Here is a 22,157-nt window from a genome sequence, read left to right on the forward strand (position 1 = left end):
GCATCGTATCCGGGTTGACCTCGCCAACCGCCGGACCGTTTATTGGGGTGCGGGCAGCCGCGAGGAGGCGCTTCACTAGGGCGACCTGATCTTTGCAGAGCACCGCACGAGGAGGCCCGACGTGGATCTTCCCCGCCACTACACCATCCGCGAGAGCAGCCACCGCATCCATAATCCGTTGACCAGCGACAAGCTGGCCGCCCTCGGCGAGGCGCTGAACCCGCCGCCGGGAACGCGGATGCTGGACCTGGCCTGCGGGACCGGCGAGATGCTGTGCACCTGGGCGCGCGAACACCAGGTCACGGGAACCGGGGTCGACATCAGCACGGTGTTCATTGCCCGCGCCCGTGATCGGGCAGCCGAGCTGGGAGTGGACGGCCGGGTCAGCTTTGTGCACGGCGACGCGTCGGGCTACGTCGCCGGCACACCGGCAGGCATCGCCGCGTGCGTCGGCGCCACCTGGATCGGCGGCGGCGTCCCCGGCACGGTGCAGCTACTCCGGCGCAGCCTGCAGCCCGGTGGCGTGATGCTGATCGGAGAGCCGTACTGGCGCCTCGAGCCTCCCGACCAGGCCACGGTCGAGGGATGCCACGCCATCGGCAGCGATCAGTTCCTGCCGTTGCCGGAACTGATCGAGCGGTTCGGCGACCTGGGCTGCGATGTCGTCGAGATGGTCCTCGCCAGCCAGGACAGCTGGGACAGCACTGGCCGGACAACTGCGGGAAGAACTCGCCACCGAGCCCGCGCGATACGTCAGGTACCGGCGCGAATATCTCGGCTGGGGTGTGTTCGCCCTAATGAACCGCTGACGTCGGCAACTCCCTGGCCTGGCTTACCCCGACTCGGGGAGAGCCAGCGCCTCCGCGGCGAGGGTGGCGAGCTGCAGGGTCTCCCGCAGCGCCTGGCTGGCCTGGGCCGCCTGTTCGGCCAGGCCGGTGATCCTGGGCGTTTGGCCAGTGGCGTTTAGAGGCGGGTCGCGCCGTCGATCCGCTCGCGCAGCAGGTCGGCGTGCCCGTTGTGGCCGGCGTACTCGGCGATCATGTGCGAGTAGCACCAGCGCAGGGTCATCGCGCCCCAGGTCTCGCTGAGATAGGTGGCGTCAAGCGCGAGGGCTGCGGCGGCGTCCCGTGCTGCCTGCTGCTCGGCGAGTAGCGCGGCCCAGTCCCGCTCGGCTGTCGCGGCGTTCGCCTCGGTGAAGTCCGTGTCCTCCCCATACAAGGCGGGCAGGTCCTGTCCGCCGAAGCGGCGGCGGAACCAGTTGCGCTCGACGTCAGTCATATGCCGGATCAGGCCGAGCAATGACAGGCTGGACGGCGGGCAGGCGCGGATAGCGAGCTGCGCACCGGTCAGCCCCTCGCACTTGCGCAGCAGCGAGGCACGGCCCCAGTCGAGGGAGCCCTCCAGCATGGGACGCTCGGCCCCGGCGAACGGCTCATCCACGCGGTGGACGCGCGGCGCGATCCACGCCATGCAGGCATCCTCGTGCTACAGCGCTTCGACCGTATTGGGCGAGATTGGCGCGCACCCGGTAACGGCCACGTGACCTTGCCCTTGGGGCAAGGCCCATCGTGAAGCCATGGACCCGGAATCAGCTCAGGACCAAGTCCTGGCCGAGCAACGCGCCTACTACAGCGCCCTCGCCCCGGACTACCTTGACCAGCTCCTCGACCTTCCCGGCGGCGCCGAGCTGGCCGACGCGCTCGAGGAGTTCCGGCCGGAAGGCAGCGTTCTCGACCTCGCCTGCGGTCCCGGCACCTGGACTCCCCAGCTGCTTCGGCACGCCAACGACGTCACCGCCGTCGACGAGCTCGAAAGGCGGCTACGCGAACTCGGCTGGGACATCACGGTCACGCCGACGGCCGGACCGTTCTACTGGGGCGCCGGAACCAGGCAGAACCTACCGTGACTCGGGGAGAGCCAGCGCCTCCGCCGCCAGTGTGGCGAGCTGCAGGTCTCCCGCAGCGCCTATCTGGCCTGGGCGGCCTGTTCGGCCAGGCCGGTGATCTCTGTGGTGGCGTGCTGGTCCGCCGCCGTGCGCGCGACGAGGTCGATGAACTTGTCGTTCCTTGCCGCCGCTACGTGGGCGGCCTCCAGTCGCGCCGCGCCGCCTCCGCGACCGCCACATGCTCCGCGAGCGCCTCAAGCGCGAGCACCCGGGCCGTGGTGGCGTCCCGAGCCACCGAATAGCGCCGACGATCGTCGACGGGTCCAAGAAGCATGGTGGCGCCGACCTGGGACCGACCCGCGCCAAGCGGGCCTGGCGGCTGCTCGGCGTGGACGCGCTCGGCGTGGCCGACGCAGCGCCGTCGGCCGACGACCCGGTTACGCTGATACCCAAGCTCACCTGCGACATGGTCGCCAGGATTCAAGGCTGGGACACCAGCGGGTACCGGTGGGAGTTCACCGGCAGGAAGACCTCGAACTACCGGCAGATCGGCAACGCGTTCCCGCCTCCAGTCGCCCGCGCCCTCGGCGAGCAGATTAGGCGAGCCCTGGACCATCAGGGCGAGCCCCACGAGCTAGTCGAGCAGTCCGCCACGACGCATGACCCGGTGTACGCGGTGCTTCGCGAGGACGGCGGATTCCTCACCATGGAGGGGATCCTGCGCCGCCTGGCTGTCCCGCTTGACGTCCCCGCGTTCGAACGGCACCTCGCCCATCTCAGGCGCGACTTCCACATCGAGGTACGCCCAGGCAAGGGCGGCGACGCCTACCGGCTGGGCGCGTTCAAGGCCTTCACCGGCCAGGACGACCACCTTCGCCACGAAGCCTTCATCAATCCAGCCAGAGATCAGCTGACGTATCAGTCAGGGCGCGCACGGTCTCCCGGCACGGTGACAGGACCCTCGAGCTGGAGGTGGGGCACCACTGGCGCTAGCCAGCGCGGCAGCCACCAGGCATGTGCGCCGAGCAGCGACATGATCGCGGGGACCAGGATCATCCGGACGAGGGACGCGTCGATGAGCACCGCGAATGCCATCCCTATGGCGAGCATTTTCACCGTGGGGTCCGGGTTGATCACGAAGCTGGTAAAGACGACGATCATGATGAGGGCCGCGGTCGTGATCACCCGGGCGGTCGCCCCGATTCCGATCGCGACGCTGCGGTGCGCGTCGCCGGTTGCCAGCCAGGCCTCGTGCACCCGGGAGAGCAGGAAGACCTCGTAGTCCATCGACAGCCCGAACACGATGCAGAACACCAGCATCGGTACGTAGGCAGGGATGGGCAGCGTCGACTGGAGGCCGATCGCGCCCTTAGCCCAGCCCCATTCGAAGATCGCCACGATGACGCCGTATGCCGCGCCGATGGACAAGATGTTGAGGATCGCGGCCTTGGTCGCGATCACGATTGACCGGAACGCAGCGGTCAGCAGGAAGAACGAGATCGCGACGACCGCGATGATCAGCCACAACAACCGGCTGGTGATCTTCTGCGTGAAGTCGACGTTCCCCGCCACTGTCCCGGTGACATAGCTGGTCGCGTGCTCCTTCGGCAGCACATCGTCACGCAGCGTGCTGACCAGGGCGGTCGTCTGCGCGGCTTGCGGCCGGGTGGTCGGGATGACGTTGAACACCGCCGTGGTGCCGGACGAGTTGACCGACGCCGGGGTGACCGACGCGACGCCGGCGGTCTTGGCGATGTCGGACTGCATGGTGGAAAGCAGCGAGTTGTTCGCGGAGCTGGACTGGTTCGGCAGCTTAACGACGACGGTCAGCGGCCCGTTCACGCCGACCCCGAAGCCCTCGGAGATCAGGTCGTAGGCTTGCCGGTTGCTCTGCGACGTGGGATTCGTCCCGTTATCCGGCTGGCCCAGCGTGATCGAGAACAACGGGACCGCCAGGACAACGAGTATCGCCACGCTCAGGATCCCCCACGGCCACGGGCGATCGCTCACCATCCGCCCCCACCGGGCGAACGCGCTCTGCTCGTGGCGCTCATGCGTGGTCTTGGCGGTCTGGGCGGCCTGCTGCCGCGCCGTCACCCCAGCCTTCCTGGCGCGGACCCGCGCGGTCAGCGCCCGGATCGTCTCCCTCGCCAGCCCCAGGAACGCTGGCACCAGGGTCAGCGCCGAGATCATCGTGACCACGACGACGATCGCCGCGGCGAGCCCGAGCGACCCAACGAAACCGACTCCCGAGATGTACAGGCCAAGGACGGAGACGGCGACAGTGCTGCCCGCCACCACGATCGCGGCTCCGGAGGTACCCGCGGTACGCCGGATCGAGCGCTGGACCTCCATCCCGGTGTCAAGCTGCTCCCGGTGCCTGGCCACCATGAAGAGCCCGTAGTCCACGGCGACCCCGAGTCCCAGCAGCGTCGCGATGGTGGGCCCGGTCGTCGGGAACGTGACCACTCGGGCGATCAGCGCGAGCAACGCGAGGCCGGAGAGCACGCTGAAGATCGCGGCGACCAGCGGGATGCCGGCCGCGATCAGCGAGCCGAACATGATCAGCAGCAGCGCCAGCGCGCACGCCAGCCCGATGACCTCCGACTTCAAGTCCTGGGTCTGCTGCCCGATCTGGCCGGCACCAGCGCCGTAGGCGACCTGCAGGCCGGCTTTGGTGGCGGGGGCCACAGCGCTGTTGAGCTTGTCCAGGTAACTGGTATCGAGCGAGGACGGGTTGACGCTCCAGCTGACAGTGGCATACGCGATCGTGCCGTCCGTGGAGACCGTTCCGGTGTTGGCCGAGGCGAACGGGCTGACCGCCTTGATGACGTCCGGCAGCTTCGAGACATTGGTGACCGACTGGTTGACCGCCGACTGCTGGGCAGCGACCGTGCCGCTCTGGGCATGGAAGACGATTTGTCCGCCATAGCCGCCCTGCTGGGGGAAGGTGCTGTTCAGCAGATTAAGGCCAGCCGCGGAATCGCTGCCGGAGATCGTGTAGTTGTTGACGTACTCGCCGCCGAACGCATGCTTGGCACCGAGCAGCCCGCCTAGGACAATCACCCAGGCGATGATGAAAATCCAGTGCCTCCGGGCCGCGATCCCAGCAAGCTTCTCGAGCAACAGATTCACTGGCTCCGTGTCTCCCCGCTGTTGTCCAAGCATTGCGGACAGGAAGTTTGGTTCCCGATCGTCATGCCAAGAGGCCCGCTGCCGGATCATCCGCAGCGGGTGATCCGGCCATGCTGCCGTCACGCCGACGGCCGGACCGTTTTATTGGGGTGCGGGAAGCCGTGCCGGGGCGCTTCACTAGGGCGACCCTGTCCTGCCGGCTGCCAGGCCAAGGACCGTCTCGCACGAGGAGACCTCACGTGGACCTCCCCCGCCACTACACCATCCGCGAGAGCAGCCACCGCATCCATAATCCGTTGACCAGCGACAAGCTGGCCGCCCTCGGCGAGGCGCTGAACCCGCCGCCGGGAACGCGGATGCTGGACCTGGCCTGCGGGACCGGCGAGATGCTGTGCACCTGGGCGCGCGAACACCAGGTCACGGGAACCGGGGTCGACATCAGCACGGTGTTCATTGCCCGCGCCCGTGATCGGGCAGCCGAGCTGGGAGTGGACGGCCGGGTCAGCTTTGTGCACGGCGACGCGTCGGGCTACGTCGCCGGCACACCGGCAGGCATCGCCGCGTGCGTCGGCGCCACCTGGATCGGCGGCGGCGTCCCCGGCACGGTGCAGCTACTCCGGCGCAGCCTGCAGCCCGGTGGCGTGATGCTGATCGGAGAGCCGTACTGGCGCCTCGAGCCTCCCGACCAGGCCACGGTCGAGGGATGCCACGCCATCGGCAGCGATCAGTTCCTGCCGTTGCCGGAACTGATCGAGCGGTTCGGCGACCTGGGCTGCGATGTCGTCGAGATGGTCCTCGCCAGCCAGGACAGCTGGGACAGGTACGCCGCGGCGCAATGGCTGAACATCCGCCGCTGGCTCGACGCCAATCCCGATGACGAACTGGCCGGACAACTGCGGGAAGAACTCGCCACCGAGCCCGCGCGATACGTCAGGTACCGGCGCGAATATCTCGGCTGGGGTGTGTTCGCCCTAATGAACCGCTGACGTCGGCAACTCCCTGGCCTGGCTTACCCCGACTCGGGGAGAGCCAGCGCCTCCGCGGCGAGGGTGGCGAGCTGCAGGGTCTCCCGCAGCGCCTGGCTGGCCTGGGCCGCCTGTTCGGCCAGGCCGGTGATCTCTGTGGTGGCGTGCTGATCCGCCGCCGTGCGCGCGACGAGGTCGATGAACTTGTCATTTCTTGCCGCCGCTACGTGGGCGGCCTCCCAGTCGCGCCGCGCCGCCTCCGCGACCCCCACGTGCTCCGCGAGCGCCTCAAGCGCGAGCACCCGGGCCGTGGTGGCGTCGCGAGCCACCGAGATCGCCCGGTTCTGTGAGACCAGGACTGCCGTCGTCATGGGCCCCGCCTGCCCTCCGGCGTAGCTGGCGGCCAGGTCAAGCAGCAGTTCGGTGATCTCACGCAGCGCGACGGCGATGTCCCACTCGTGCTGGCGCAGCGCGCGTTCCTGAACGGTGCCGCGCAGCTCGCGCTCGTACACCTGCGACGTCACGACGGTGGCGATCGCGCGCTGCGCGCGGTACAGCAGCGTCCCGCACTCGCGCTCGAGCGCGAGCGGTGACACGACCTCATCCCGGTAGCGAATCTGGCGCACCGGCCCGGTGCGGCCCGCCAGCTGCGCTTGCGTCATCCGGATGAGGCGCTCCCGCTTGCCTTCCCGCAGGCTGGGGTTCGCCACGGGCTTGACGCGACCCGCGCTGACATTGCCGACCATGGACGCATCTTAGGGGGCGGCGTCACGAGCGGCGAGTGGGCGGTCCGAGGGACGCCCCAGCGCCCTCGGTGCCCGCGGCTAGGGCGAGGCTGCCGGCCGGGCCGGTGGCGCTGTCGGGCGCGGCAGGCCAGGCGGTGATATCGGCGGGCGGCAGCCGGACCAGGCAGGCGTCGCCCGGTGCCACCGCGACCTGGTCGGTGGTGCGGACGCGCAGCTCCTGGTCGCCTGGCAGCCGGACGGTGAGCGTGGTCAGGGTACCGATGTCGGCGACGTCGTCCACGACACACGGGTAGTGGTCGGCGATCTCGTCCCAGGGCCGGCCGGCGGCCAGCGGGGCGATGGTGACGTGATCCGGTCTAACGGTCCACAGCACCGCCGTGCCGGCCGGAAGGGAGCCGGTGCCGGCCGCGATCCGCAGCCCCGGCGCCTCGGAAGCAGCGTCCGTCGGTGCGTCCAGAGCAAGCAGGCCGGGCGCCGCCACCGTGGCCGGGATCAGGTTGGGGATGCCGAGCAGCCGGGCCACCTGGGGAGAGGCGGGCCTGGCGAAGACCTCGGCGCGCGGTCCTGCCTGCAGCAGGCGGCCGTCGGCCACGACGAGGATCTCGTCGGCGAGCAGCGCCGCCTCCTCCGGGTCGTGGGTGACGAGGACGGTGGACAGGCCCGCCTCGCGTTGCAGGCGGCGCAGTTCGCGGCGGAGTTCCTCGCGGACCGGCGCGTCCAGGGCGCTGAACGGCTCGTCGAGCAGCAGCAGCCGCGGTGCCCGGGCCAGCGCCCTGGCCAGCGCGACTCGCTGCTTCTGGCCGCCGGACAGCTGGCCAGGCAGCCGGCCGGCCAGGCCGTCGAGGCGCAGCGTGCGCAGCCACCAGCCGGCCAGCGACGGGTCGGCGTCGGTGGCGAACACCACCTGCTGCCAGACCGAGCGTCCGGGGAACAGCGTGTGCCCCTGCGGCACGTAGCCGAGGTGCCGCGCCTCGACAGTTACCCGGGTCATCACATCGCTGTTGAAGCGCACCTCGCCGGCGTCCGGGCCGAGGAAGCCCGCGATGGCGCGCAGCGTCATCGACTTGCCCGCTCCCGACGGGCCGAGGATCGCGATCCGGTGGCTGGCCGCCTCGTGTGCGACCACGAGCCGGAAGCCGCCCACGACCACGTCCAGGTTCATGCTCACCCGCACTGGCTCAACCGGCTGCGGGCCGCTCCCTGACGCACCCGTCGCGGCGGCGGTAGCGTCAACCCGCCCGCCGCGCCCCGCCAGCAGCCGCGGCAGCCGGATCTCCGCGACGATCAGCACCACGATGGCGACGCCGAGGGCCAGCGCCGTCGGCGCCTGGGTGGTGGGGATGCCGGTCGAGGAGAACTGCACGTAGGTGAAGACGGGCAGCGTGTACGGGTGGTAGGCGAGCAGCACGGTAGCGCCGTACTCGCCGATGGCGCGCAGCCAGGTCAGCAGCAGCCCCGCCCTGATGCCGGGCGCCGCGATCCGCATCGTGACCAGCCAGAACCGGGCGGCGGGCCGATGGCCGAGGCTGGCGGCCAGGTCCTCGAGCGCGGGATCGACGCCCTGGAACGCGGTGCGCGCGGCGATGATGAGGAACGGCCCGGCGACGAATGTCTGGGCGATCACCACGCCGGCGACCGATTCCGTCAGTCCGCCGTTGAACAGCTCGCCGAGCCTGCTGTACGGGCCGACCAAGTAGATCAGCACCAGGCCGCTCATCACCGGCGGCAGCGCGATCGGCAGCAGCACGAGGCCGCCGACCGCCCGCGCGACAGGCCCGCGGGACCTGGCCAGCCAGCGGGCCATCGGAATGCCGAACAGGCAGACCAGCGCGGTGGCGATGGTCGCCGACTCGATGGACGTCCACAGCGCCGGCCATAGGCCGGGCGTGTCGAAGCCGCGGTCCCCCGGCTGGGCCAGCCGGATCAGGAACGCGATCAGCGGGACTGCCAGATAGAGCGCGAGCAGCCCGCCCAACCAGGTGAGCGGGCTGCGTGACGCGCGGTATTTCACCCTACGAACTTACCGAGTGGTGCCGGCAGTGCTTGCCAGTCGCAAGCTACGGCAGCACGCTCTGCAGGCTGGACGGCACCCCGGAGCCGGTGACCTTCGGCGGGGTGGTCAGCGTGAAACCGTCCTGCTTGAGCGCGGCCTGGCCGGCCGGGCCGAGCAGGTAGGAGACGAACGCCTCCGCGCCCGCCTCGTTCGGCGCGCCCTTCAGCACGGTGACGGTGTAGGTGGCGTGCAGGTCAACGCCGGTCAGCGGCACGTACGGGATCTTCGCGGCCACCGCCTCCGAGGTGTAGAAGAAGCCCGCGTCGAGCTGGCCCGACTGCAGCCGCGCGACCAGGTCCTCCTCGGGGAACACGTCCGACTTGGTGTTCGCGATCGTGGTCAGCGCCGGCACGCTCTTCGACTTGGCGGTGTCGGTCAGCGCCTCAGCGGAAAGCACGCCCTTAGGGTCGGTCGCCGGGTCGGTGAAGCCGAGCTTGAGCCCGGACTCGGTGATGGCCTCGTACCACGGCTTGGACTTCAGGTCGGCGGCGAACTTGCTGTTCGCGTTGTACCCGAGCACCAGGCCTGCCGTGGCGAACGAGCCGTACCAGGAGACCCAGTCGCCGTTCGCGGTGCCCATCAGCCTGCCGTCGGCCTTCGGGCTGGCGCTGATGAACACGTCGCCCTTGTAGACCTTGCCCTTGATGTCTGTCGCGAGCGCGGTGGAGCCTGCGGACTCGCCGGTGATCGAGTAGCCGGACGCGGTCTGGAAGGCGGGGCCGACCTGCTTTGTCATCAGGGCGACAAGCGAGCCCGCGTACAGGACGTTGACCGCGCCCGAGCCGGTGGCGGCCGAGGACGCGGACGGGGAAGAGGACGCCGCGCCGCTTGAGCTCGCCGCGCTCGCCGAGGTCGCCGCCGGGGCGCTCGACGTCGCCGCCGGGGCGCTCGACGAACTAGAGGAGCCGCACCCCGCGGCGGCCAAACCTAGAAAAGCAACGCCGACTACGGCAAGCCGGGCACGCGGTGACCGAAATATAAACATGATCACGACATTAGCCAGTGCTACTTGCGGGACGCAACCAGCTCTGACAGCGGTATTCCGTACCGTAACATCACGATCTGTTGCGGCAGCCGCGGGCCTGGGTCTTCCGGATGCAACCACAACGAAGCGGACCCGTCATTGGGCTTTCGCCACAATGACCGCGTCCGGCGGGCCGGCGGATGATGGCTGGCAAACTGCGTTAATCCCCGGGAGGGTGATCGATGAAGACGCGAGCAGCGGTGCTCAGGGACGTCGGCAAGCCGTTCGAGATCGTAGAGCTCGACCTCGACGAGCCGAAGGCCGGTGAGGTCCTCATCCGGTTCGTCGCCTCGGGCCTGTGCCACTCCGACGACCATCTGCGTACCGGTGACATCCCGGTGAGGTACCCCATCGTTGGCGGACACGAGGGCGCCGGCATCGTGGAAAAGGTGGGTCCCGGCGTCACCAGGCTGGCCGTCGGTGACCACGTGGTAACCTCCTGGCTACCCGTCTGCGGGCACTGCCGGTTCTGCTCACGCGGCCAGACCAACCTGTGCGACCTGGGCCGTTTCCTGGTGGACAACTCCCTGACGGACGGCACCTACCGCTACCACGAGGGCAACACCGACTTCGGGCAGATGTGCCTGCTCGGCACGTTCTCGCAGTACGCCGTGGTCTCCGAGTACTCGGCGGTGAAGATCGAGGAAGACCTTCCGCTCGAGGTCGTCGTGCTGGTCGGCTGCGGTGTGCCCACCGGCTACGGCACGGCGGTGAAGGCGGGCGAGGTCCACCCGGGCGACACCACGATCGTCTACGGCATCGGCGGCGTCGGCATCAACGCGGTGCAGGGCGCGTCTGCCGCCGGGGCGCGTTACGTCATCGCGGTCGACCCGGTGGAGTTCAAGCGCACCACCGCGCTCACCGTCGGCGCCACCCACGCGGTCGCCACCGCCGAGGAGGCGCACGAGCTGGCGCAGCAGCTGACCTACGGCGTCGGCGCGGACCAGTCGCTCATCACGGTGGGCGTGGTCTCTGAGGAAGTCGTCTCGGCGGCCTTCGCCGCGGTCCGCAAGCGCGGCATCGTCGTCGTGACGGCGATGGGCGGCGGGCTCGGGACCAAGGCGGTGCACGTCAACGCATTCGAGCTGACCGCGTTCGAGAAGCGGCTCCAGGGCGCGCTGTTCGGCCACGACAACCCGTTCGACGTCATCCCGCGGATGCTCGAGCTGTACCGGGCGGGCAAGCTCAAGCTGGACGAGCTGATCACCAACCGTTACACCCTGGACCAGGTCAACCAGGGCTACGAGGACATGATGGCCGGGCGGAACATTCGCGGCGTCATCATCCACGAACACTGAGGAAAACAGGTCGGGGCTGGCGCGGAGCCCGAACCCGTTCGGGATATTCCTTTTACTTATCCGGAACGGGTTCGGGCTCTTCCATTCCCCGCCCGTGCCACCTGTGCGCGGGGCAGGGTGGATCTAGCACCACCATCGAGACGGGACCGGGCTCCATCGCGGCGGCTGGCGGCGGTGCGTAGCCTGAGGCCGTGACCACGCGGGAACGAGAAGTCCGTGAGGAGCCGGCGCGCTCCGCTGATCCGGCTGGCAACCAGCGCCTGACCGCGATGACCGGGGCGGTGCTGCTCGTCCTGCTCACCGCCGAATGCCTCACCCTGCTGCAGCTGGGTCACCTACTCACTTTGCACGTCTTTCTCGGCATGCTGCTGCTCGGGCCGGTCTGCCTGAAGATCGCGTCCACGCTCTGGCGTTTCACCAGGTACTACACCGGCGCGGCGGCCTACGTGCGGCGGGGGCCGCCGGCTGCGCTGCAGCGGGTGACGGGGCCGTTCGTCATCCTGACCACCCTGGCCGTCCTGGGTACCGGGATCATGCTGATCGTCGAGGGCAACAGCCCGGGCGCGTGGGACTGGATCCCGCTGCACCGTCTTTCGTTCCTCGCCTGGGCGTTCTTCATGCTGATCCACCTGTGCTCGTACGTGCCGAAGCTGCCCGGGATCCTGTCCGGCCGCGCGGGTCACACTCGCCGGCTGCTCGCGGCCAGGGCCACGCGCTGGCTGTTGCTGTGCGGTGCGCTGGCCGCCGGCGTGGGGCTGGCGCTGGCCACGTATCACCTCGCCGGGGCATGGGGCGGCTCGGGCAGCCTCATGCCGTGACCGTGACTCCGCAGGCTTCCCGGCTACTGCTCTTGGACGCGGCTGGTCTTTTGCGCTGCGCGCTTCTTGCTGTTATCAATTGTGATTCGGGGTGACGAGGATGGCGCATTCATGCCCTGGTCAGCCGCCGAGCAGGTCGCTGGCGCGGGCGGCGGCGTACAGGAACACGGGGTCGGGGGTGCGCGCGTGCAGCCTCGCGCACGCCTCGGTGAGCTTGATGGCATGCTCGTCGCCGGTGGCAACCGCGCGGTCGGCCAGGTCCTCGAGGGCGGGCGGCGGCCCGGCCGGAAGCGGCTCCGGCGTCACTCCCCCGGCGTGCACGCTGTACAGCGCGGCGGCCACCTGCCACAGGGCGTCGTAGGTGGGGCGGGCGAGCTCGCCGGGCAGCAGCGGCAGCGCCGAGTAGGCGGCGACCGGGGCAGTCACCGCGTGCAGGAACGTGATCGGCTGCGCGCGGCCGTAGCCGAGGAAGATTGCGGTGAACTCCCCCGCCAGGTCGCGCAACGCTTCCGCCGGGTCGGCGGGCCGCCTGATCCTGGCGGCCGCGGCGCCGAAGCCGGGCTGCGCCGCCAGTCCCGCCTTGAGCCGCACGGTGATCAGCCTGCCGGCCGGCGGCTCGGGAAGCACGGGCAGGGCGCGCACCGCGTCCGCCACGTCCAGGTCTCCCCTGGGTCGCGCGCTGCCCGGCAGCTCCACGTAGCTCGCGGCCCAGTACCCAAGCGCGCAGGCGAGTTCGTCGTTCCGCGGGCCGGCGGACGCGTCGTCTTCGGCCGCCGCCAGGCTGCGGGCCGCGTGCGCGGTGCGGATGATGCCGTGCGTGGCGGCGGCGGCCACGCCGGGCAGCAGCCGGGGCCACCAGCGCGCAAGGACGTCACGCCACGGCTCGGAGCCGAGCTGTTCGCCCAGGTAGGCCTCCCAGTCGGCGACACGGTTCAGCCTCCCGAGCGCCTCGCGCCAGTTCTCGTCGGTGACCCGGTCGGAGGCGCGCGGCGCCTCGTCGAGCCGCCTGAGGTAGCCGTCGAGCCAGTGACCGACGGCGTCCGCCCGGCCGAGCCGCACCAGCGCCTCGGCGGCCATCGGGCCGTGGTTGGACAGGCCGCCGCCGTATTCTGGCCCGGTCGCGGCGAGGCGGCCGAGTCCCTCGTCGAGTGCGTCGTTGCCAGGCATGTTGTGCCTCCTCGATGAGCTTTTCCAAGGATTAGTGGTCAGCGAGCCAGCGGGTCAGCTGGCCGGCGAGCCAGGCGGCGTGCGAGATGTGCACCTCATGCCCGGCGCCCGGTGCTTCGCGGAAATGGCCCTTCGGCATCAGTCCGGCCAGCTCCCTGGTGAGCTCGGGCGGACAGTGCGGGTCGTACGTGCCCGCCACAAGCAGCGCGGGACAGGTGATCAGGTGCGCCGAGCTTCGGCTTATGTCGCCACCCGCGGCGACCAGGTCGCGCATCGCCTGCGCCCAGGACCTGGTCATGGTCCGTGCGGCGTCCGGGCCATAGGCGGCGGCGAGGTAGGCCGCGAGCGGAGCCAGGCCGTCAGTCGGGTGGTCAATGACGCTCTCGATTGCCGTCAGCTCATCCGGGGTGGCCTCGACCTTCCCCGCGGCCCCCCAGGTGAACAGGGACAGGGCCAGGTCCGGCCGCATCGCGGCCATCAGCACGGCCTCCTCGCCGCCGTCGCTGAAGCCCACCAGGTGGGCCGCGGAAATTCCACGGGCATCGAGCAGGCCCCGCAGCGTCCGCGCGTCGTCGTGGTAATAGCCGGCCGCATAGCGGCGCGGCCGCGGCTCCGACCGTCCAGAACCTGGCAGGTCAACGGCGATGACGCGGAAGCCTGGCGACAGCGCCGCACGCAACTGGCTGAGCTCGATAATGTTCCCGGCCCAGCCCGGCATGAGCAGCACCGCGTCACCGCGCCCGGTGTCTTCGTAATAGAGGCGGTCTCCGTCTGACCCGTGCCATGGCATGCAGTCGATGCTACGGCGCGCCGCCGCCGAGCATCATCCTTGGCATGGGTCGACTAGGGCGCCCGGCTGGCCGGTCCGCACCAGGCTCGCGCCGGGGTCGGCCAGGATCTCATCGACGGTCTGCTCGGCGGTGAGCCGCGTCGAGTCGAGCCACAGGCCGAGCCTGCTGGTGTGCCCGCGCAGCACGCCGCGCAGTTCGTGCACGTCCCATCGCTCATCGCTGTAGGCGGTCTTCGTCCGGTTCTTGTCCCGGTCGGCGAGGGCGGTCGCGTCTGGGTCGAGGAACACCAGGTGCAGTTCGGGCACCGGGACCAGGGCAAGGAACTCGTGGAGCACGGGGCCGATGATGACGTCCTCGACGACCGCGTCAAAGCCGGCCTCCAGGTAAACGGCCGCGACGGCCAGGGCGCTGCGGTACCTGAGCAGCAACTGGGCAAGCTCGGCCTCGCCCGCACCGGAGACCATGTCCATCCGCCCGGACACGACCATGGCCCTGATCGTGTCGCCGGGCACGCAGACGGCCCTCGGCAGGCGGGACGCGAGCAGCCGGCCCACGGTCGTCTTGCCGGCCGCCGGCACCCCCGAGATCACGAAAAGTGCGATGTTCCCACCGTACGCCGTGCCGCGCGAAACGCGGCACGGCGCACGGCGGTGCGCTACTTCGGCAACGGCACCTGGGTGGCCCAGTACGCGATGTTGCTGCCCCGGCTGAGCAGCGCGACCACGTCGAGGCGGCCGGCCTGCGCGCTCGTGTAGACCTTCCAGATGGTGTTCGTGCCCGCGGGCAGCGGGACCGTGACGGTCTTGCCGAACGCGGTGTTCGTCGCCTTCGTGGTCGCCCGGACGAACAGCTTCGGCGACGTGCCGTTGCCGTACCACCAGGTGGCCCACAGCCGCCCGTCCGGTCCGGCGGCGATCGTGTCGCCCGCGACCTCCTCGGTGAAGCCGCTGAAGGTGGCCAGCTTGACCGGCTTGGCCGCGCCGGCCGCGATCAGGTCGAGCGACTTGTAGGTGGGGTAACCAGCGCCGTAGAGGACGAAGACGCCACCCCGGCCCTTGCCGCGGCCGGTCAGCGCGATCCGCTGCTCTGGGGCGAGCGAGTTGCCGCCGGTCACCGAGCCTGGCAGCCTCGCGGCCTTGCCCGAAGCCGCGTTCTTAGACAGCTTCTGCAGGAAAAGGCCCTGCCTCCCGGTGATGTTCGAGTAGTAGCCGAGCCAGGTGACGCCGCTCTTGCCGTCGGTGGCCATGCCCGGGTAGTAGACGCAGCACTGGGTCGGCGCGATCTTGGCCTCCTTCTGGCCCAGATGCAGCACGACGAGCGCGTCGGTGTCGGTGTAGGAGATCCACGGCTTGCCGTCGCCGCCGGTGGTCGCCGTCTCGCTCGTCGTGGTGTCCGGCGCACCGAGGACCGGCGGCACGTTGCCGCCGAGCTTCCACGCCCCGCCCTTAAGCGGCCGGGTCGCCCAGAAGGTGCCCTTGGGCGAGTTGGGGTTGCCGGTCTTGTCACCGTTCCACAGCACGTACAGGCCGCTCGGCGTGACGGTGGCGTCGGGGTAGCTCGCGATCCACAGGCCACTCGCGATGGTCGCGGTCTTCCCCGGCGCGCCCTTCGGCGAGAGCGGGGTGTCCATGATCTTCTGGTGCGCGACGGCCTGGGTCGCCCACAGCACGTGCAGGACGCCATCGGAACCGCGCGCGAGCCCGACGTCCGCGATGTTCTCGGTGCCCTTGGGCGTCACCTGCACCCAGTGCCCCGGGCCCGCGGTGACCTGAGGCCTGGCGGCCTCGGCCGTGGCGGCCCGCGCCGACACGGCGAACGCCGACGCTGCGACCGCCGCGCTGGTGGCGACGGCCGCGGCCGCGATGACCGTCCGCCGGCCGCGGCGGCTCGCCTGGCCAGTGTCGCGGGCTGGGTGGAAGGGTTTCAGAATGTCACGCAACGCGCCTCCCGGGGCGGCCGGGCCGGCCCGCCTTTCATCGCGGAATGCCGGCCTACTACTGGTCTGCCGCGCTGAGCGTAAGACGGCGGCATCCCGGCCCGTCGGCTTATGTGGGAAAGTTGTCGAACTCTGCGAACTATGGGACATCTAAAGATTGAGTTGTACGAGAAGGCAGGGCCTGGCGGACTTCGGCGGCACCCAGGAGCCGCTGTAAAGGGGCCTTGACATTGCCGCAAAAGTAAAGCTACCTTGACATCATGAAGAACCGGGTCCGCGAGCAGCGCAGACACCGAGGCCTGTCCCAGGCCGAATTGGCGGACGCGCTTGGCGTGTCGCGCCAGACGGTGATCTCCATCGAGAGCGGTCGCTACCTGCCCTCGCTGCCGCTGGCGTTCACCATCGCGCGGTTCTTTGACCTGACCGTCGACAAGATGTTCGATCCCGAAGATGGGGAGACAGGAGCATGATCACATTTACTCCAGCCGCAGGATGGTCTCCTCGATCTCGCACTTGCGTGCTGAGGCATAGGAGATCTCGGTTCCTGGGTCCTCAGCGGTGAACGCCGCCATCGCCACCGATTCCGGGTCACGCATCTGATCGAACAGCGCGTCCAGGTCGGTGTCTTCAATCGGTCGTAGTGCGATAAACGCCATGCGGCTGCCTCCTTTACTCCTCATCGGGCAATGATCCCTGGCAGCGTAATAACTGGGTCTGACATCCAAGCCTCGTCCGCGAGAAGGTCATCGGCCGGTGACGGTGGACCGCGAATGGATCAGTGATCTAGCGTGACAGTCATGGATAACGCCCCATTGCGCGCCTCGGACGCCGATCGCGAACACGCTGTCATCGCGCTTCGGGAGCATCTGGTCGCTGGGCGGCTGACGCTCGAGGAGTTCTGTGAGCGAGTCGACGCCGCATTGCGGGCAACGGATACCGGGGACCTGGCGCATCTGCAAAATGACCTGCCTGAGGCATGGACTGGCTCGGCCAGTTCCCGCCGGCTGACCGCCCGTCTCACGGCGGCGCTGCTTAGTCATGTCGTGCGGCGCGGGAAGTTCAGGCTGCGCGGGTCGGCCGTTGCCGCCAGTATCTGCGGAGATCTCGACTTCGATCTTCGCCACGCCATCATGGACGAGGAGCGGGCGGTGGTCACCGTTCTGGCCGCTTTCGGTAACGTCGATATCTATGTGCCGGAAGGCGTCAACGTCGACGTTGCAGGACTCACCGTTTTCGGCCACCGCCGAGACTTTGGACACGACGCCGGGCAGCCGGACGCCCCGAGCATTCATGTTCGCGTATTCGGCTTCGCCGGCACCGTCGACGTGTGGCGCGTTCCGCGCGATATGCGCGGCAGCAGTTACGGCGAGATCGTGCGCGCGTTCCCCGACCGGAGACCTGAGCTTCCCGCCTGAGCACGCCTGTTCCCCGAACGATGAATTGCGGGGCTTCGGTGCGTCGTAAGCATCATGAAGCTCCTCCTCACCGACTCTGGCGTGACGAACCCGAGCATCCAGAACGCACTGGTCGGCCTATTGGGCAAACCGATTGCCGAGTCCAGCGCCCTCTGCATTCCCACCGCGGCGTACGGGCACCCCTATGCCGGTCCTCGCGCCGCATGGCGGTTCATCAGGGGAGAAGAGCCTCGTGCCCCCATGTGCGAACTGGGCTGGAAGTCCCTTGGCGTCCTGGAACTCACCGCGCTGCCCACCATCGACCAGGAGCGCTGGCTTCCCCTGGTCCAGGAGGCGGACGTCCTGCTCGTGGACGGCGGCGACGCCACGTACCTGTGCCACTGGATGCGGGAGTCCGGACTGGCGGACCTGCTGCCGTCGCTGCACGCGGTCTGGGTGGGACTGAGCGCCGGGAGCATGGTGATGACCCCAAGCATCGGGCCCGACTTCGTCGCCTGGACCCCGCCCGGTGGCAGCGACGCAACGCTGGGAATAGTCGATTTCTCGATCTTTCCGCACCTGGGTGCCTTCCCGAGCAACTCCATGGCCAACGCGGAAAAATGGGCGGCGAGCATGCCCAGGCGGAGTTACGTGATCGATAGCCAGACCGCCATCAAAGTGGTCGACGGCGACGTCGAAGTCATCTCCGAAGGGGAGTGGAAGCTGTTCACGCCCTGATACGGGGTGCGGTGGCCCGGCTCAGCGTCACTTCGGGGTGAGGACGTCGAACTCGTTGCCCTCCGGGTCGGCGAGGCACGTCCACGGCACGTCGCCCTGGCCAAGGTCGACGTCGGTGGCGCCGAGAGCGCGCAGCCTGGCCACCTCCGCCGCTTGATCGTCACCGGGGTAGGGCCGCAGGTCGAGATGGACGCGATTCTTCACGGTCTTCACGTCGGGCGTGCGGATGAACTCCAGAAACGGCCCGACTCCCTTGGCGGAGCGCAGCGCCGCAAACTCGTCGGTCACCTCGCGCGCAGTCCAGTCCATCGCCTTGCCCCAAAACCGGGCCATGGCCCGCGGATCCGCGCAGTCGGCCACCACCGCGGCAATCGGCCCGGTGTCCCGGTAGACCTCTCGAGGCTCAAGCACGCAGAACTCATTGCCCTCCGGATCGGCAAGGACGGTCCACGGCACGTCGCCCTGGCCTATGTCGGCGAGCGTCGCGCCGAGGCCCAGGAGGCGCGCGACCATGGCCGCGTGATGCGCATCCGAGGTGGTGGCGAGATCGATGTGCACCCGGTTCTTCACCGTTTTGGGTTCCGGGACGCGAATGACGTCGATGCAGACGGCCGCGGGATCGGGATAGACAAAGCCCGGAGGTTCGAGGTTGGTCACGCCGGGTTCCTCGCTGGCGACACTCCAGCCGAGTGCCTCCGCCCAGAACCGGCCGACCGCCGAGTCATCCCGAGCGTTCATCGCAATCTGAACAAGCCGCGTCGCCATGCCGCCGATCCTATGACCGCGGTGACCGGCGCTGGTCCCCCGCCCTGGCGCCTCGGGGCGGGGGTGCTTGATCAGCTCAGCAGCAACCGCATACGCCGTCGCAACACGAGCCGTCACAGGCGCTGGAACCGCAGCATGGGCACATCACCGGTCACCTCCTTTCCTCGCTATCGGAGCTGAGAGAGCGCCAGGTACCCGGCAGCGGATCACGACAATCCGGGCCGGGCATGGCGGTCAGCATGGCGAGCAGCTCGTCGCGCAGCGCGGACAGCCGCTCGATCTCGGTGGCGATCTCAGCGACGTGCTGGCGCAGCAGTGTTTCCGCGGGCTCGCAGGCGCATGCGCCAGTGTCACGGACCTCAAGCAGCTCGCGTATCTCGGCCAGCCGGAGGCCGAGCCGCTTCGCACCACGGATGAACAGCACCCGGTCCAGATCGGTCGCTCCGTACGCTAAACCCTGGACCGCACTCCGGTTTCAAGCCTCCGGGAGCGCCATTCGCCGGGCGGGGGATTGGGCGAGGCAGTTTGCCCGTGGACGGCGGGTCCTGAAATGCTTCACTCATGCCCTCCCTCCCCGTGACGTTCGCTGCGGATGTCATCAGTCAGCCGGCGCGCGCTCAGTTCGAAGCGTTCATCGACGAGCACCGGGGTGCGCTCAATCGCTGCCTGGACGGGCTGACCGAAGAACAGGCTCGCCGGTCGCTTGTGCCCTCCCGGACCACGTTGCTTGGCCTGGTGAAGCACGGGACCTTCCTCGAGAAGGTCTGGTTTGACGAGGCTGTCACTGGCCGGTCGCGTGCCGAGATCGGCATCCCCGCGATCTCGGACGAGTCGTTCATTCTTCATGACAGCGACACCATCGCCACCGTCCAGCAAGCACACCGGGAGGCATGCGAGGCATCACGCCACGCGACGTCTTCCCTGGGGCTCGACGACATGGTCTACGGCTACCGGCTCGGGCCGCTCCCGCTTCGCTGGGTGTACCTGCATGTGCTGCGCGAACTCGCTCAGCACTGCGGGCATGCCGACATCCTCAGGGAGCAGATCCTGCAGCCCGCCACGGGCTAGTTCTGGCTGAATTGCTCGAAGGCGTAGTCGGGGGCCGGCCGGGACGTGGTCGCGCGGAGCATCGCGGTTTCCCTGACGAGCAGCGAGCGCTCGCGGCGCAGCCGGTCGAGGGCGGACGGTGCGGCGAGCAGTGACTGCCGCTCGGGCAGGTCGATGATCATCGCGGCGCCGATCACGTAGGACAGCAGGACCGGCTCGTCCGGCAGGTCGGCGATACTGATGACGCTGCCTCCCCGGTCGGCCAGCGCGTTGAGGTACGCACGGAAGCCGGCCTGGACCCTGCTAGTGGCGAACGCGAGCGCCTCAGCGGCCACGGCCTGATCCGTGCCTGCCGGGCTCGCGTCGTCGTTGAGCATCTCGACCTCGCCCTGGAGGTAGGGCAGCGAGGTGTCGGCCCGGAGCAGCCGGAACCGTTCGGCGCCGACGGTGGCCAGGTCGAACCGGCCGTCGGCGTGCGGCGTGATCTGCCGTACCTCCGCCACGCAGCCGACCTCGTGCAGCGCAGTGACGCCGTCCGCGCCGACCTCGCGCCCCTTGCGGATCGCGATCACCCCGAACCGCCGCGGCTCGGGGCGCGCCGCGAGATCGCTGACGAGCAGCCGGTAGCGGTCCTCGAAAATGTGCAGCGGCAAGCGCATGCCCGGGAAAAGCACCGTCGACAGCGGAAACAGGGGCAGCAAGTCGCTCATAACGAAAAGTTACATCCATCGCCTAGGAGCGCGCCTGACGCGCCACGTGGAAAGGAATTGCCCAGCCCCCTAGGCGTCCCCTAGCCTACCAGGAACGCGACGACGGAACCGAGTAGCCGGGGATCGCGCGAGCCGAGAGAGCCGCCGGAAGCTGTGAGGGCGGCCTCGCGTCCCCGAGCGAAGACACTCCCGAGCGTTGTTCCAATGAGGCCGCCCCTCCGGGCGGCGAAGGTGCGGTGGCACCGCGAGTCCACCCTTCTCGCCCGCACCTCCAAGGGATCAGTCACGAGGTCCGCAGGAGGACTGAAGCGATGATCCGCACTCCCATCTCCGCCCTGCCCGCTGTCGTTGGCAGCACTGTGGCAGGCAGCACCGTCACCATCGCCGGCTGGGTCCAGGCGCTGCGCCTGCAGCGCGCGATGCAGTTCATCATCATCCGCGACCACAGCGGCACCGTCCAGGTCACGCACCGCAGGGACGGCGGTCCCCTCGAGGCAGTCCTCGAGGGCCTGACCGCCGAGTCCGCCGTACGGATCACCGGCCAGGTGAAGGCCAACCCGGTTGTCTCCCTCGGCGGGATCGAGCTCATCCCGGAGACGGTCGCGGTCGAGAACCTCGCACAGGCACCGCTGCCGATCGACGAGCGCACCGGACCGGAGGGGCGCCAGGACTGGCGGTTCCTCGACGTGCGCCGCCGTCCCGTTGCCCGGCTCGTGTTCGAGGTGCAGACGACAGTCGAGCAGGCGATGCGCGAGTTCGCCTTCACCGAAGGCTGCACCGAGATGCACACGCCCAAGCTGATGGGGACCGCCTCGGAGTCCGGGGCGGAGGTGTTCGAGCTCGGCTACTTCGGCCGCAAGGCGTACCTGGCGCAGTCGCCGCAGTTCTACAAGCAGATGGCGATCGCGGCCGGCGTCGACCGGGTCTTCGAGATCGGCCCGGTCTTCCGCGCCGAGCCCTCGTTCACGTCGCGGCACACCACCGAGTTCACCGGCGTGGACGTCGAACTCGCCTGGATCGATAGCGTCGAGGACGTGATGAGCTTCGAGGAGCAGATGCTCGCGCACGTCCTGGCGACGGTGGCCGCCGCGCATGGCGCGGCGATCGAAGAGCACTTCAAGACCGAGGTGACGGTGCCGCGGCTGCCGTTCCCGCGGCTGACCATGGCCGAGGCTCTCCAGATCAGCGGAACGGGTTCGGCCGACTCCGGCCGCGCCGACCTCGACCATGCGGGCGAGCAGGCGGTCGGAGCGCGGGTCCTTGCCGAGACCGGGCACGAGTTCGCGTTCGTGACCGAGTACCCCGCCTCCGTTCGTCCGTTCTATCACCTGCGGCCGGACGGCAAGCCGCAGCTGACCGCCAGCTTCGATCTGCTGTGGAAGGGTCTGGAAATCACTACCGGGGCGCAGCGTGAGCACCGTTACGACGTGCTGCTCGCGCAGGCCACGGAGAAGGGCCTGCGGCCCGAGCCGATGGCGGACTACCTCAACTGCTTCAGGTACGGCTGCCCGCCGCACGGTGGCTTCGGCCTCGGCCTTGGCCGCCTGCTCATGGTCCTGCTCGGCCTGGACTCGATCAGGGACGCGACCTTCCTCTTCCGCGGCCCGAACCGCCTGACCCCCTAACGAAACGCCTCCGGGCTCCCGCCTTAGCGCTTCGCGCTTGTTGCTGTTATCAGGAGGAGG

The 22,157-nt window shown here is 69.2% G+C and carries 25 protein-coding genes and 1 pseudogene; 11 read left to right on the forward strand and 15 right to left on the reverse strand.

All coding sequences use genetic code 11. The features are described from left to right. Positions 1-121 precede the first annotated feature (121 nt). A complete protein-coding gene (locus EAS64_RS12550; protein WP_246115642.1) occupies positions 122-967 on the forward strand; it encodes an SAM-dependent methyltransferase in 846 nt (281 codons plus the stop codon). Here the strand turns inward: EAS64_RS12550 and EAS64_RS12555 are convergent. After that, the gene (locus EAS64_RS12555; protein ID WP_145853086.1) at positions 964-1,470 is read right to left on the reverse strand and encodes a mycothiol transferase; all 507 of its coding nucleotides are present in this window, start codon (positions 1,468-1,470) and stop codon (positions 964-966) included. The two genes, EAS64_RS12550 and EAS64_RS12555, sit on opposite strands and share 4 nt — an antisense overlap. A gap of 106 nt (positions 1,471-1,576) precedes the next feature. On the opposite strand from EAS64_RS12555, the gene EAS64_RS12560 reads away from it, so the two are divergent. Then, entirely contained in the window at positions 1,577-1,906 is a 330-nt protein-coding gene (locus tag EAS64_RS12560) for a class I SAM-dependent methyltransferase (RefSeq protein ID WP_145853087.1), read from the forward strand. A gap of 169 nt (positions 1,907-2,075) precedes the next feature. On the opposite strand, the gene EAS64_RS45765 is transcribed toward EAS64_RS12560, so the two are convergent. Next, positions 2,076-2,369, reverse strand: a complete 294-nt coding sequence (locus EAS64_RS45765) for a hypothetical protein (protein ID WP_246115697.1) — start codon at positions 2,367-2,369, stop codon at positions 2,076-2,078. Here EAS64_RS45765 and EAS64_RS45770 point away from each other — a divergent pair. Continuing rightward, positions 2,352-2,426, forward strand: a pseudogene (locus EAS64_RS45770) (hypothetical protein); the annotation flags it as partial. The gene EAS64_RS45765 and the pseudogene EAS64_RS45770 overlap by 18 nt on opposite strands. Positions 2,427-2,519: 93 nt before the next feature. Here the strand turns inward: EAS64_RS45770 and EAS64_RS45775 are convergent. Continuing rightward, the gene (locus EAS64_RS45775) at positions 2,520-2,765 is read right to left on the reverse strand and encodes a hypothetical protein (protein WP_246115698.1); all 246 of its coding nucleotides are present in this window, start codon (positions 2,763-2,765) and stop codon (positions 2,520-2,522) included. A gap of 38 nt (positions 2,766-2,803) precedes the next feature. Beyond that, positions 2,804-5,020: an MMPL family transporter gene (locus EAS64_RS12570; protein WP_187365867.1), complete on the reverse strand. Its 2,217-nt coding sequence runs from the start codon at positions 5,018-5,020 to the stop codon at positions 2,804-2,806. A 239-nt stretch (positions 5,021-5,259) separates the two neighbouring features. On the opposite strand from EAS64_RS12570, the gene EAS64_RS12575 reads away from it, so the two are divergent. Beyond that, a complete protein-coding gene (locus tag EAS64_RS12575; RefSeq protein WP_145853089.1) occupies positions 5,260-6,006 on the forward strand; it encodes an SAM-dependent methyltransferase in 747 nt (248 codons plus the stop codon). A 23-nt stretch (positions 6,007-6,029) separates the two neighbouring features. On the opposite strand, the gene EAS64_RS12580 is transcribed toward EAS64_RS12575, so the two are convergent. The 3 genes from EAS64_RS12580 to EAS64_RS12590 are packed head-to-tail and all read right to left on the reverse strand — an operon-like array spanning position 6,030 to position 9,709. Continuing rightward, positions 6,030-6,731: a hypothetical protein gene (locus EAS64_RS12580; RefSeq protein ID WP_145853090.1), complete on the reverse strand. Its 702-nt coding sequence runs from the start codon at positions 6,729-6,731 to the stop codon at positions 6,030-6,032. Between the two features lie 22 nt (positions 6,732-6,753). Then, positions 6,754-8,742 (reverse strand): ABC transporter ATP-binding protein/permease, encoded by a 1,989-nt coding sequence (locus EAS64_RS12585; RefSeq protein WP_145853091.1) that lies wholly within the window; start codon positions 8,740-8,742, stop codon positions 6,754-6,756. 46 nt (positions 8,743-8,788) lie between these two features. After that, the gene (locus EAS64_RS12590) at positions 8,789-9,709 is read right to left on the reverse strand and encodes an extracellular solute-binding protein (RefSeq protein WP_222849256.1); all 921 of its coding nucleotides are present in this window, start codon (positions 9,707-9,709) and stop codon (positions 8,789-8,791) included. 281 nt (positions 9,710-9,990) lie between these two features. On the opposite strand from EAS64_RS12590, the gene EAS64_RS12595 reads away from it, so the two are divergent. Continuing rightward, on the forward strand, positions 9,991-11,106 hold the full coding sequence (locus EAS64_RS12595) for an NDMA-dependent alcohol dehydrogenase (protein WP_145853093.1): 1,116 nt from the start codon (positions 9,991-9,993) through the stop codon (positions 11,104-11,106). Between the two features lie 191 nt (positions 11,107-11,297). After that, positions 11,298-11,924, forward strand: a complete 627-nt coding sequence (locus EAS64_RS12600) for a hypothetical protein (protein WP_145853094.1) — start codon at positions 11,298-11,300, stop codon at positions 11,922-11,924. A gap of 120 nt (positions 11,925-12,044) precedes the next feature. Here the strand turns inward: EAS64_RS12600 and EAS64_RS12605 are convergent, their stop codons facing one another. The 4 genes from EAS64_RS12605 to EAS64_RS43520 form a co-directional block, all read right to left on the reverse strand. Next, on the reverse strand, positions 12,045-13,091 hold the full coding sequence (locus EAS64_RS12605; protein ID WP_145853095.1) for a questin oxidase family protein: 1,047 nt from the start codon (positions 13,089-13,091) through the stop codon (positions 12,045-12,047). A 31-nt stretch (positions 13,092-13,122) separates the two neighbouring features. After that, on the reverse strand, positions 13,123-13,881 hold the full coding sequence (locus EAS64_RS12610) for an alpha/beta fold hydrolase (protein ID WP_145853096.1): 759 nt from the start codon (positions 13,879-13,881) through the stop codon (positions 13,123-13,125). A 33-nt stretch (positions 13,882-13,914) separates the two neighbouring features. Then, positions 13,915-14,472, reverse strand: coding sequence for an AAA family ATPase (locus tag EAS64_RS12615; protein ID WP_187365868.1), 558 nt, complete (start codon positions 14,470-14,472; stop codon positions 13,915-13,917). Positions 14,473-14,537: 65 nt separating this feature from the next. Then, positions 14,538-15,821 carry a hypothetical protein gene (locus EAS64_RS43520; RefSeq protein ID WP_187365869.1) on the reverse strand — a complete coding sequence of 428 codons (1,284 nt, stop codon included), beginning with the start codon at positions 15,819-15,821 and terminating at the stop codon, positions 14,538-14,540. Positions 15,822-16,078: 257 nt separating this feature from the next. Between EAS64_RS43520 and EAS64_RS12620 the strand changes: the two genes are divergently transcribed. Next, on the forward strand, positions 16,079-16,288 hold the full coding sequence (locus EAS64_RS12620) for a helix-turn-helix transcriptional regulator (protein ID WP_145853098.1): 210 nt from the start codon (positions 16,079-16,081) through the stop codon (positions 16,286-16,288). Positions 16,289-16,294: 6 nt separating this feature from the next. Here the strand turns inward: EAS64_RS12620 and EAS64_RS12625 are convergent, their stop codons facing one another. Further along, the gene (locus EAS64_RS12625; protein WP_145853099.1) at positions 16,295-16,474 is read right to left on the reverse strand and encodes a hypothetical protein; all 180 of its coding nucleotides are present in this window, start codon (positions 16,472-16,474) and stop codon (positions 16,295-16,297) included. 141 nt (positions 16,475-16,615) lie between these two features. Between EAS64_RS12625 and EAS64_RS12630 the strand changes: the two genes are divergently transcribed. Beyond that, entirely contained in the window at positions 16,616-17,233 is a 618-nt protein-coding gene (locus EAS64_RS12630) for a DUF1707 SHOCT-like domain-containing protein (RefSeq protein ID WP_145853100.1), read from the forward strand. Positions 17,234-17,287: 54 nt separating this feature from the next. Then, positions 17,288-17,950 (forward strand): Type 1 glutamine amidotransferase-like domain-containing protein, encoded by a 663-nt coding sequence (locus EAS64_RS12635; RefSeq protein WP_145853101.1) that lies wholly within the window; start codon positions 17,288-17,290, stop codon positions 17,948-17,950. A 27-nt stretch (positions 17,951-17,977) separates the two neighbouring features. Here EAS64_RS12635 and EAS64_RS12640 read toward each other — a convergent pair whose 3' ends face one another. After that, complete coding sequence (locus EAS64_RS12640) at positions 17,978-18,715, reverse strand: VOC family protein (protein ID WP_145853102.1); 738 nt, start codon at positions 18,713-18,715, stop codon at positions 17,978-17,980. Between the two features lie 151 nt (positions 18,716-18,866). Beyond that, a complete protein-coding gene (locus tag EAS64_RS12645; RefSeq protein ID WP_222849257.1) occupies positions 18,867-19,139 on the reverse strand; it encodes a MerR family DNA-binding protein in 273 nt (90 codons plus the stop codon). 137 nt (positions 19,140-19,276) lie between these two features. Here EAS64_RS12645 and EAS64_RS12650 point away from each other — a divergent pair, with 137 nt between their 5' ends. Continuing rightward, positions 19,277-19,783, forward strand: coding sequence for a DinB family protein (locus tag EAS64_RS12650; RefSeq protein WP_145853104.1), 507 nt, complete (start codon positions 19,277-19,279; stop codon positions 19,781-19,783). On the opposite strand, the gene EAS64_RS12655 is transcribed toward EAS64_RS12650, so the two are convergent. Continuing rightward, positions 19,780-20,472 carry an LON peptidase substrate-binding domain-containing protein gene (locus EAS64_RS12655; RefSeq protein WP_145853105.1) on the reverse strand — a complete coding sequence of 231 codons (693 nt, stop codon included), beginning with the start codon at positions 20,470-20,472 and terminating at the stop codon, positions 19,780-19,782. The genes EAS64_RS12650 and EAS64_RS12655 overlap by 4 nt on opposite strands. A gap of 311 nt (positions 20,473-20,783) precedes the next feature. Between EAS64_RS12655 and aspS the strand changes: the two genes are divergently transcribed. Beyond that, positions 20,784-22,097, forward strand: coding sequence for an aspartate--tRNA(Asn) ligase (aspS, locus tag EAS64_RS12660; protein ID WP_145853106.1), 1,314 nt, complete (start codon positions 20,784-20,786; stop codon positions 22,095-22,097). The last annotated feature ends 60 nt before the right edge of the window (positions 22,098-22,157 follow it).

Source organism: Trebonia kvetii, from assembly GCF_007827045.1.
GTDB classification, from domain to species: domain Bacteria; phylum Actinomycetota; class Actinomycetes; order Streptosporangiales; family Streptosporangiaceae; genus Trebonia; species Trebonia kvetii.

Excerpts from the sequence above, each read along its gene's own strand:
- EAS64_RS12555 (WP_145853086.1), bottom strand. The coding sequence starts at position 1,470 with ATGGCGTGGATCGCGCCGCGCGTCCACCGCGTGGATGAGCCGTTCGCC.
- EAS64_RS12560 (WP_145853087.1), top strand. The coding sequence starts at position 1,577 with ATGGACCCGGAATCAGCTCAGGACCAAGTCCTGGCCGAGCAACGCGCC.
- EAS64_RS12580 (WP_145853090.1), bottom strand. The coding sequence starts at position 6,731 with ATGGTCGGCAATGTCAGCGCGGGTCGCGTCAAGCCCGTGGCGAACCCC.
- EAS64_RS12595 (WP_145853093.1), top strand. The coding sequence starts at position 9,991 with ATGAAGACGCGAGCAGCGGTGCTCAGGGACGTCGGCAAGCCGTTCGAG.
- EAS64_RS12605 (WP_145853095.1), bottom strand. The coding sequence starts at position 13,091 with ATGCCTGGCAACGACGCACTCGACGAGGGACTCGGCCGCCTCGCCGCG.
- EAS64_RS12610 (WP_145853096.1), bottom strand. The coding sequence starts at position 13,881 with ATGCCATGGCACGGGTCAGACGGAGACCGCCTCTATTACGAAGACACC.
- EAS64_RS12620 (WP_145853098.1), top strand. The coding sequence starts at position 16,079 with ATGAAGAACCGGGTCCGCGAGCAGCGCAGACACCGAGGCCTGTCCCAG.
- EAS64_RS12625 (WP_145853099.1), bottom strand. The coding sequence starts at position 16,474 with ATGGCGTTTATCGCACTACGACCGATTGAAGACACCGACCTGGACGCG.
- EAS64_RS12630 (WP_145853100.1), top strand. The coding sequence starts at position 16,616 with ATGGATAACGCCCCATTGCGCGCCTCGGACGCCGATCGCGAACACGCT.
- EAS64_RS12635 (WP_145853101.1), top strand. The coding sequence starts at position 17,288 with ATGAAGCTCCTCCTCACCGACTCTGGCGTGACGAACCCGAGCATCCAG.
- EAS64_RS12640 (WP_145853102.1), bottom strand. The coding sequence starts at position 18,715 with ATGGCGACGCGGCTTGTTCAGATTGCGATGAACGCTCGGGATGACTCG.
- EAS64_RS12650 (WP_145853104.1), top strand. The coding sequence starts at position 19,277 with ATGCCCTCCCTCCCCGTGACGTTCGCTGCGGATGTCATCAGTCAGCCG.
- EAS64_RS12655 (WP_145853105.1), bottom strand. The coding sequence starts at position 20,472 with ATGAGCGACTTGCTGCCCCTGTTTCCGCTGTCGACGGTGCTTTTCCCG.
- aspS (WP_145853106.1), top strand. The coding sequence starts at position 20,784 with ATGATCCGCACTCCCATCTCCGCCCTGCCCGCTGTCGTTGGCAGCACT.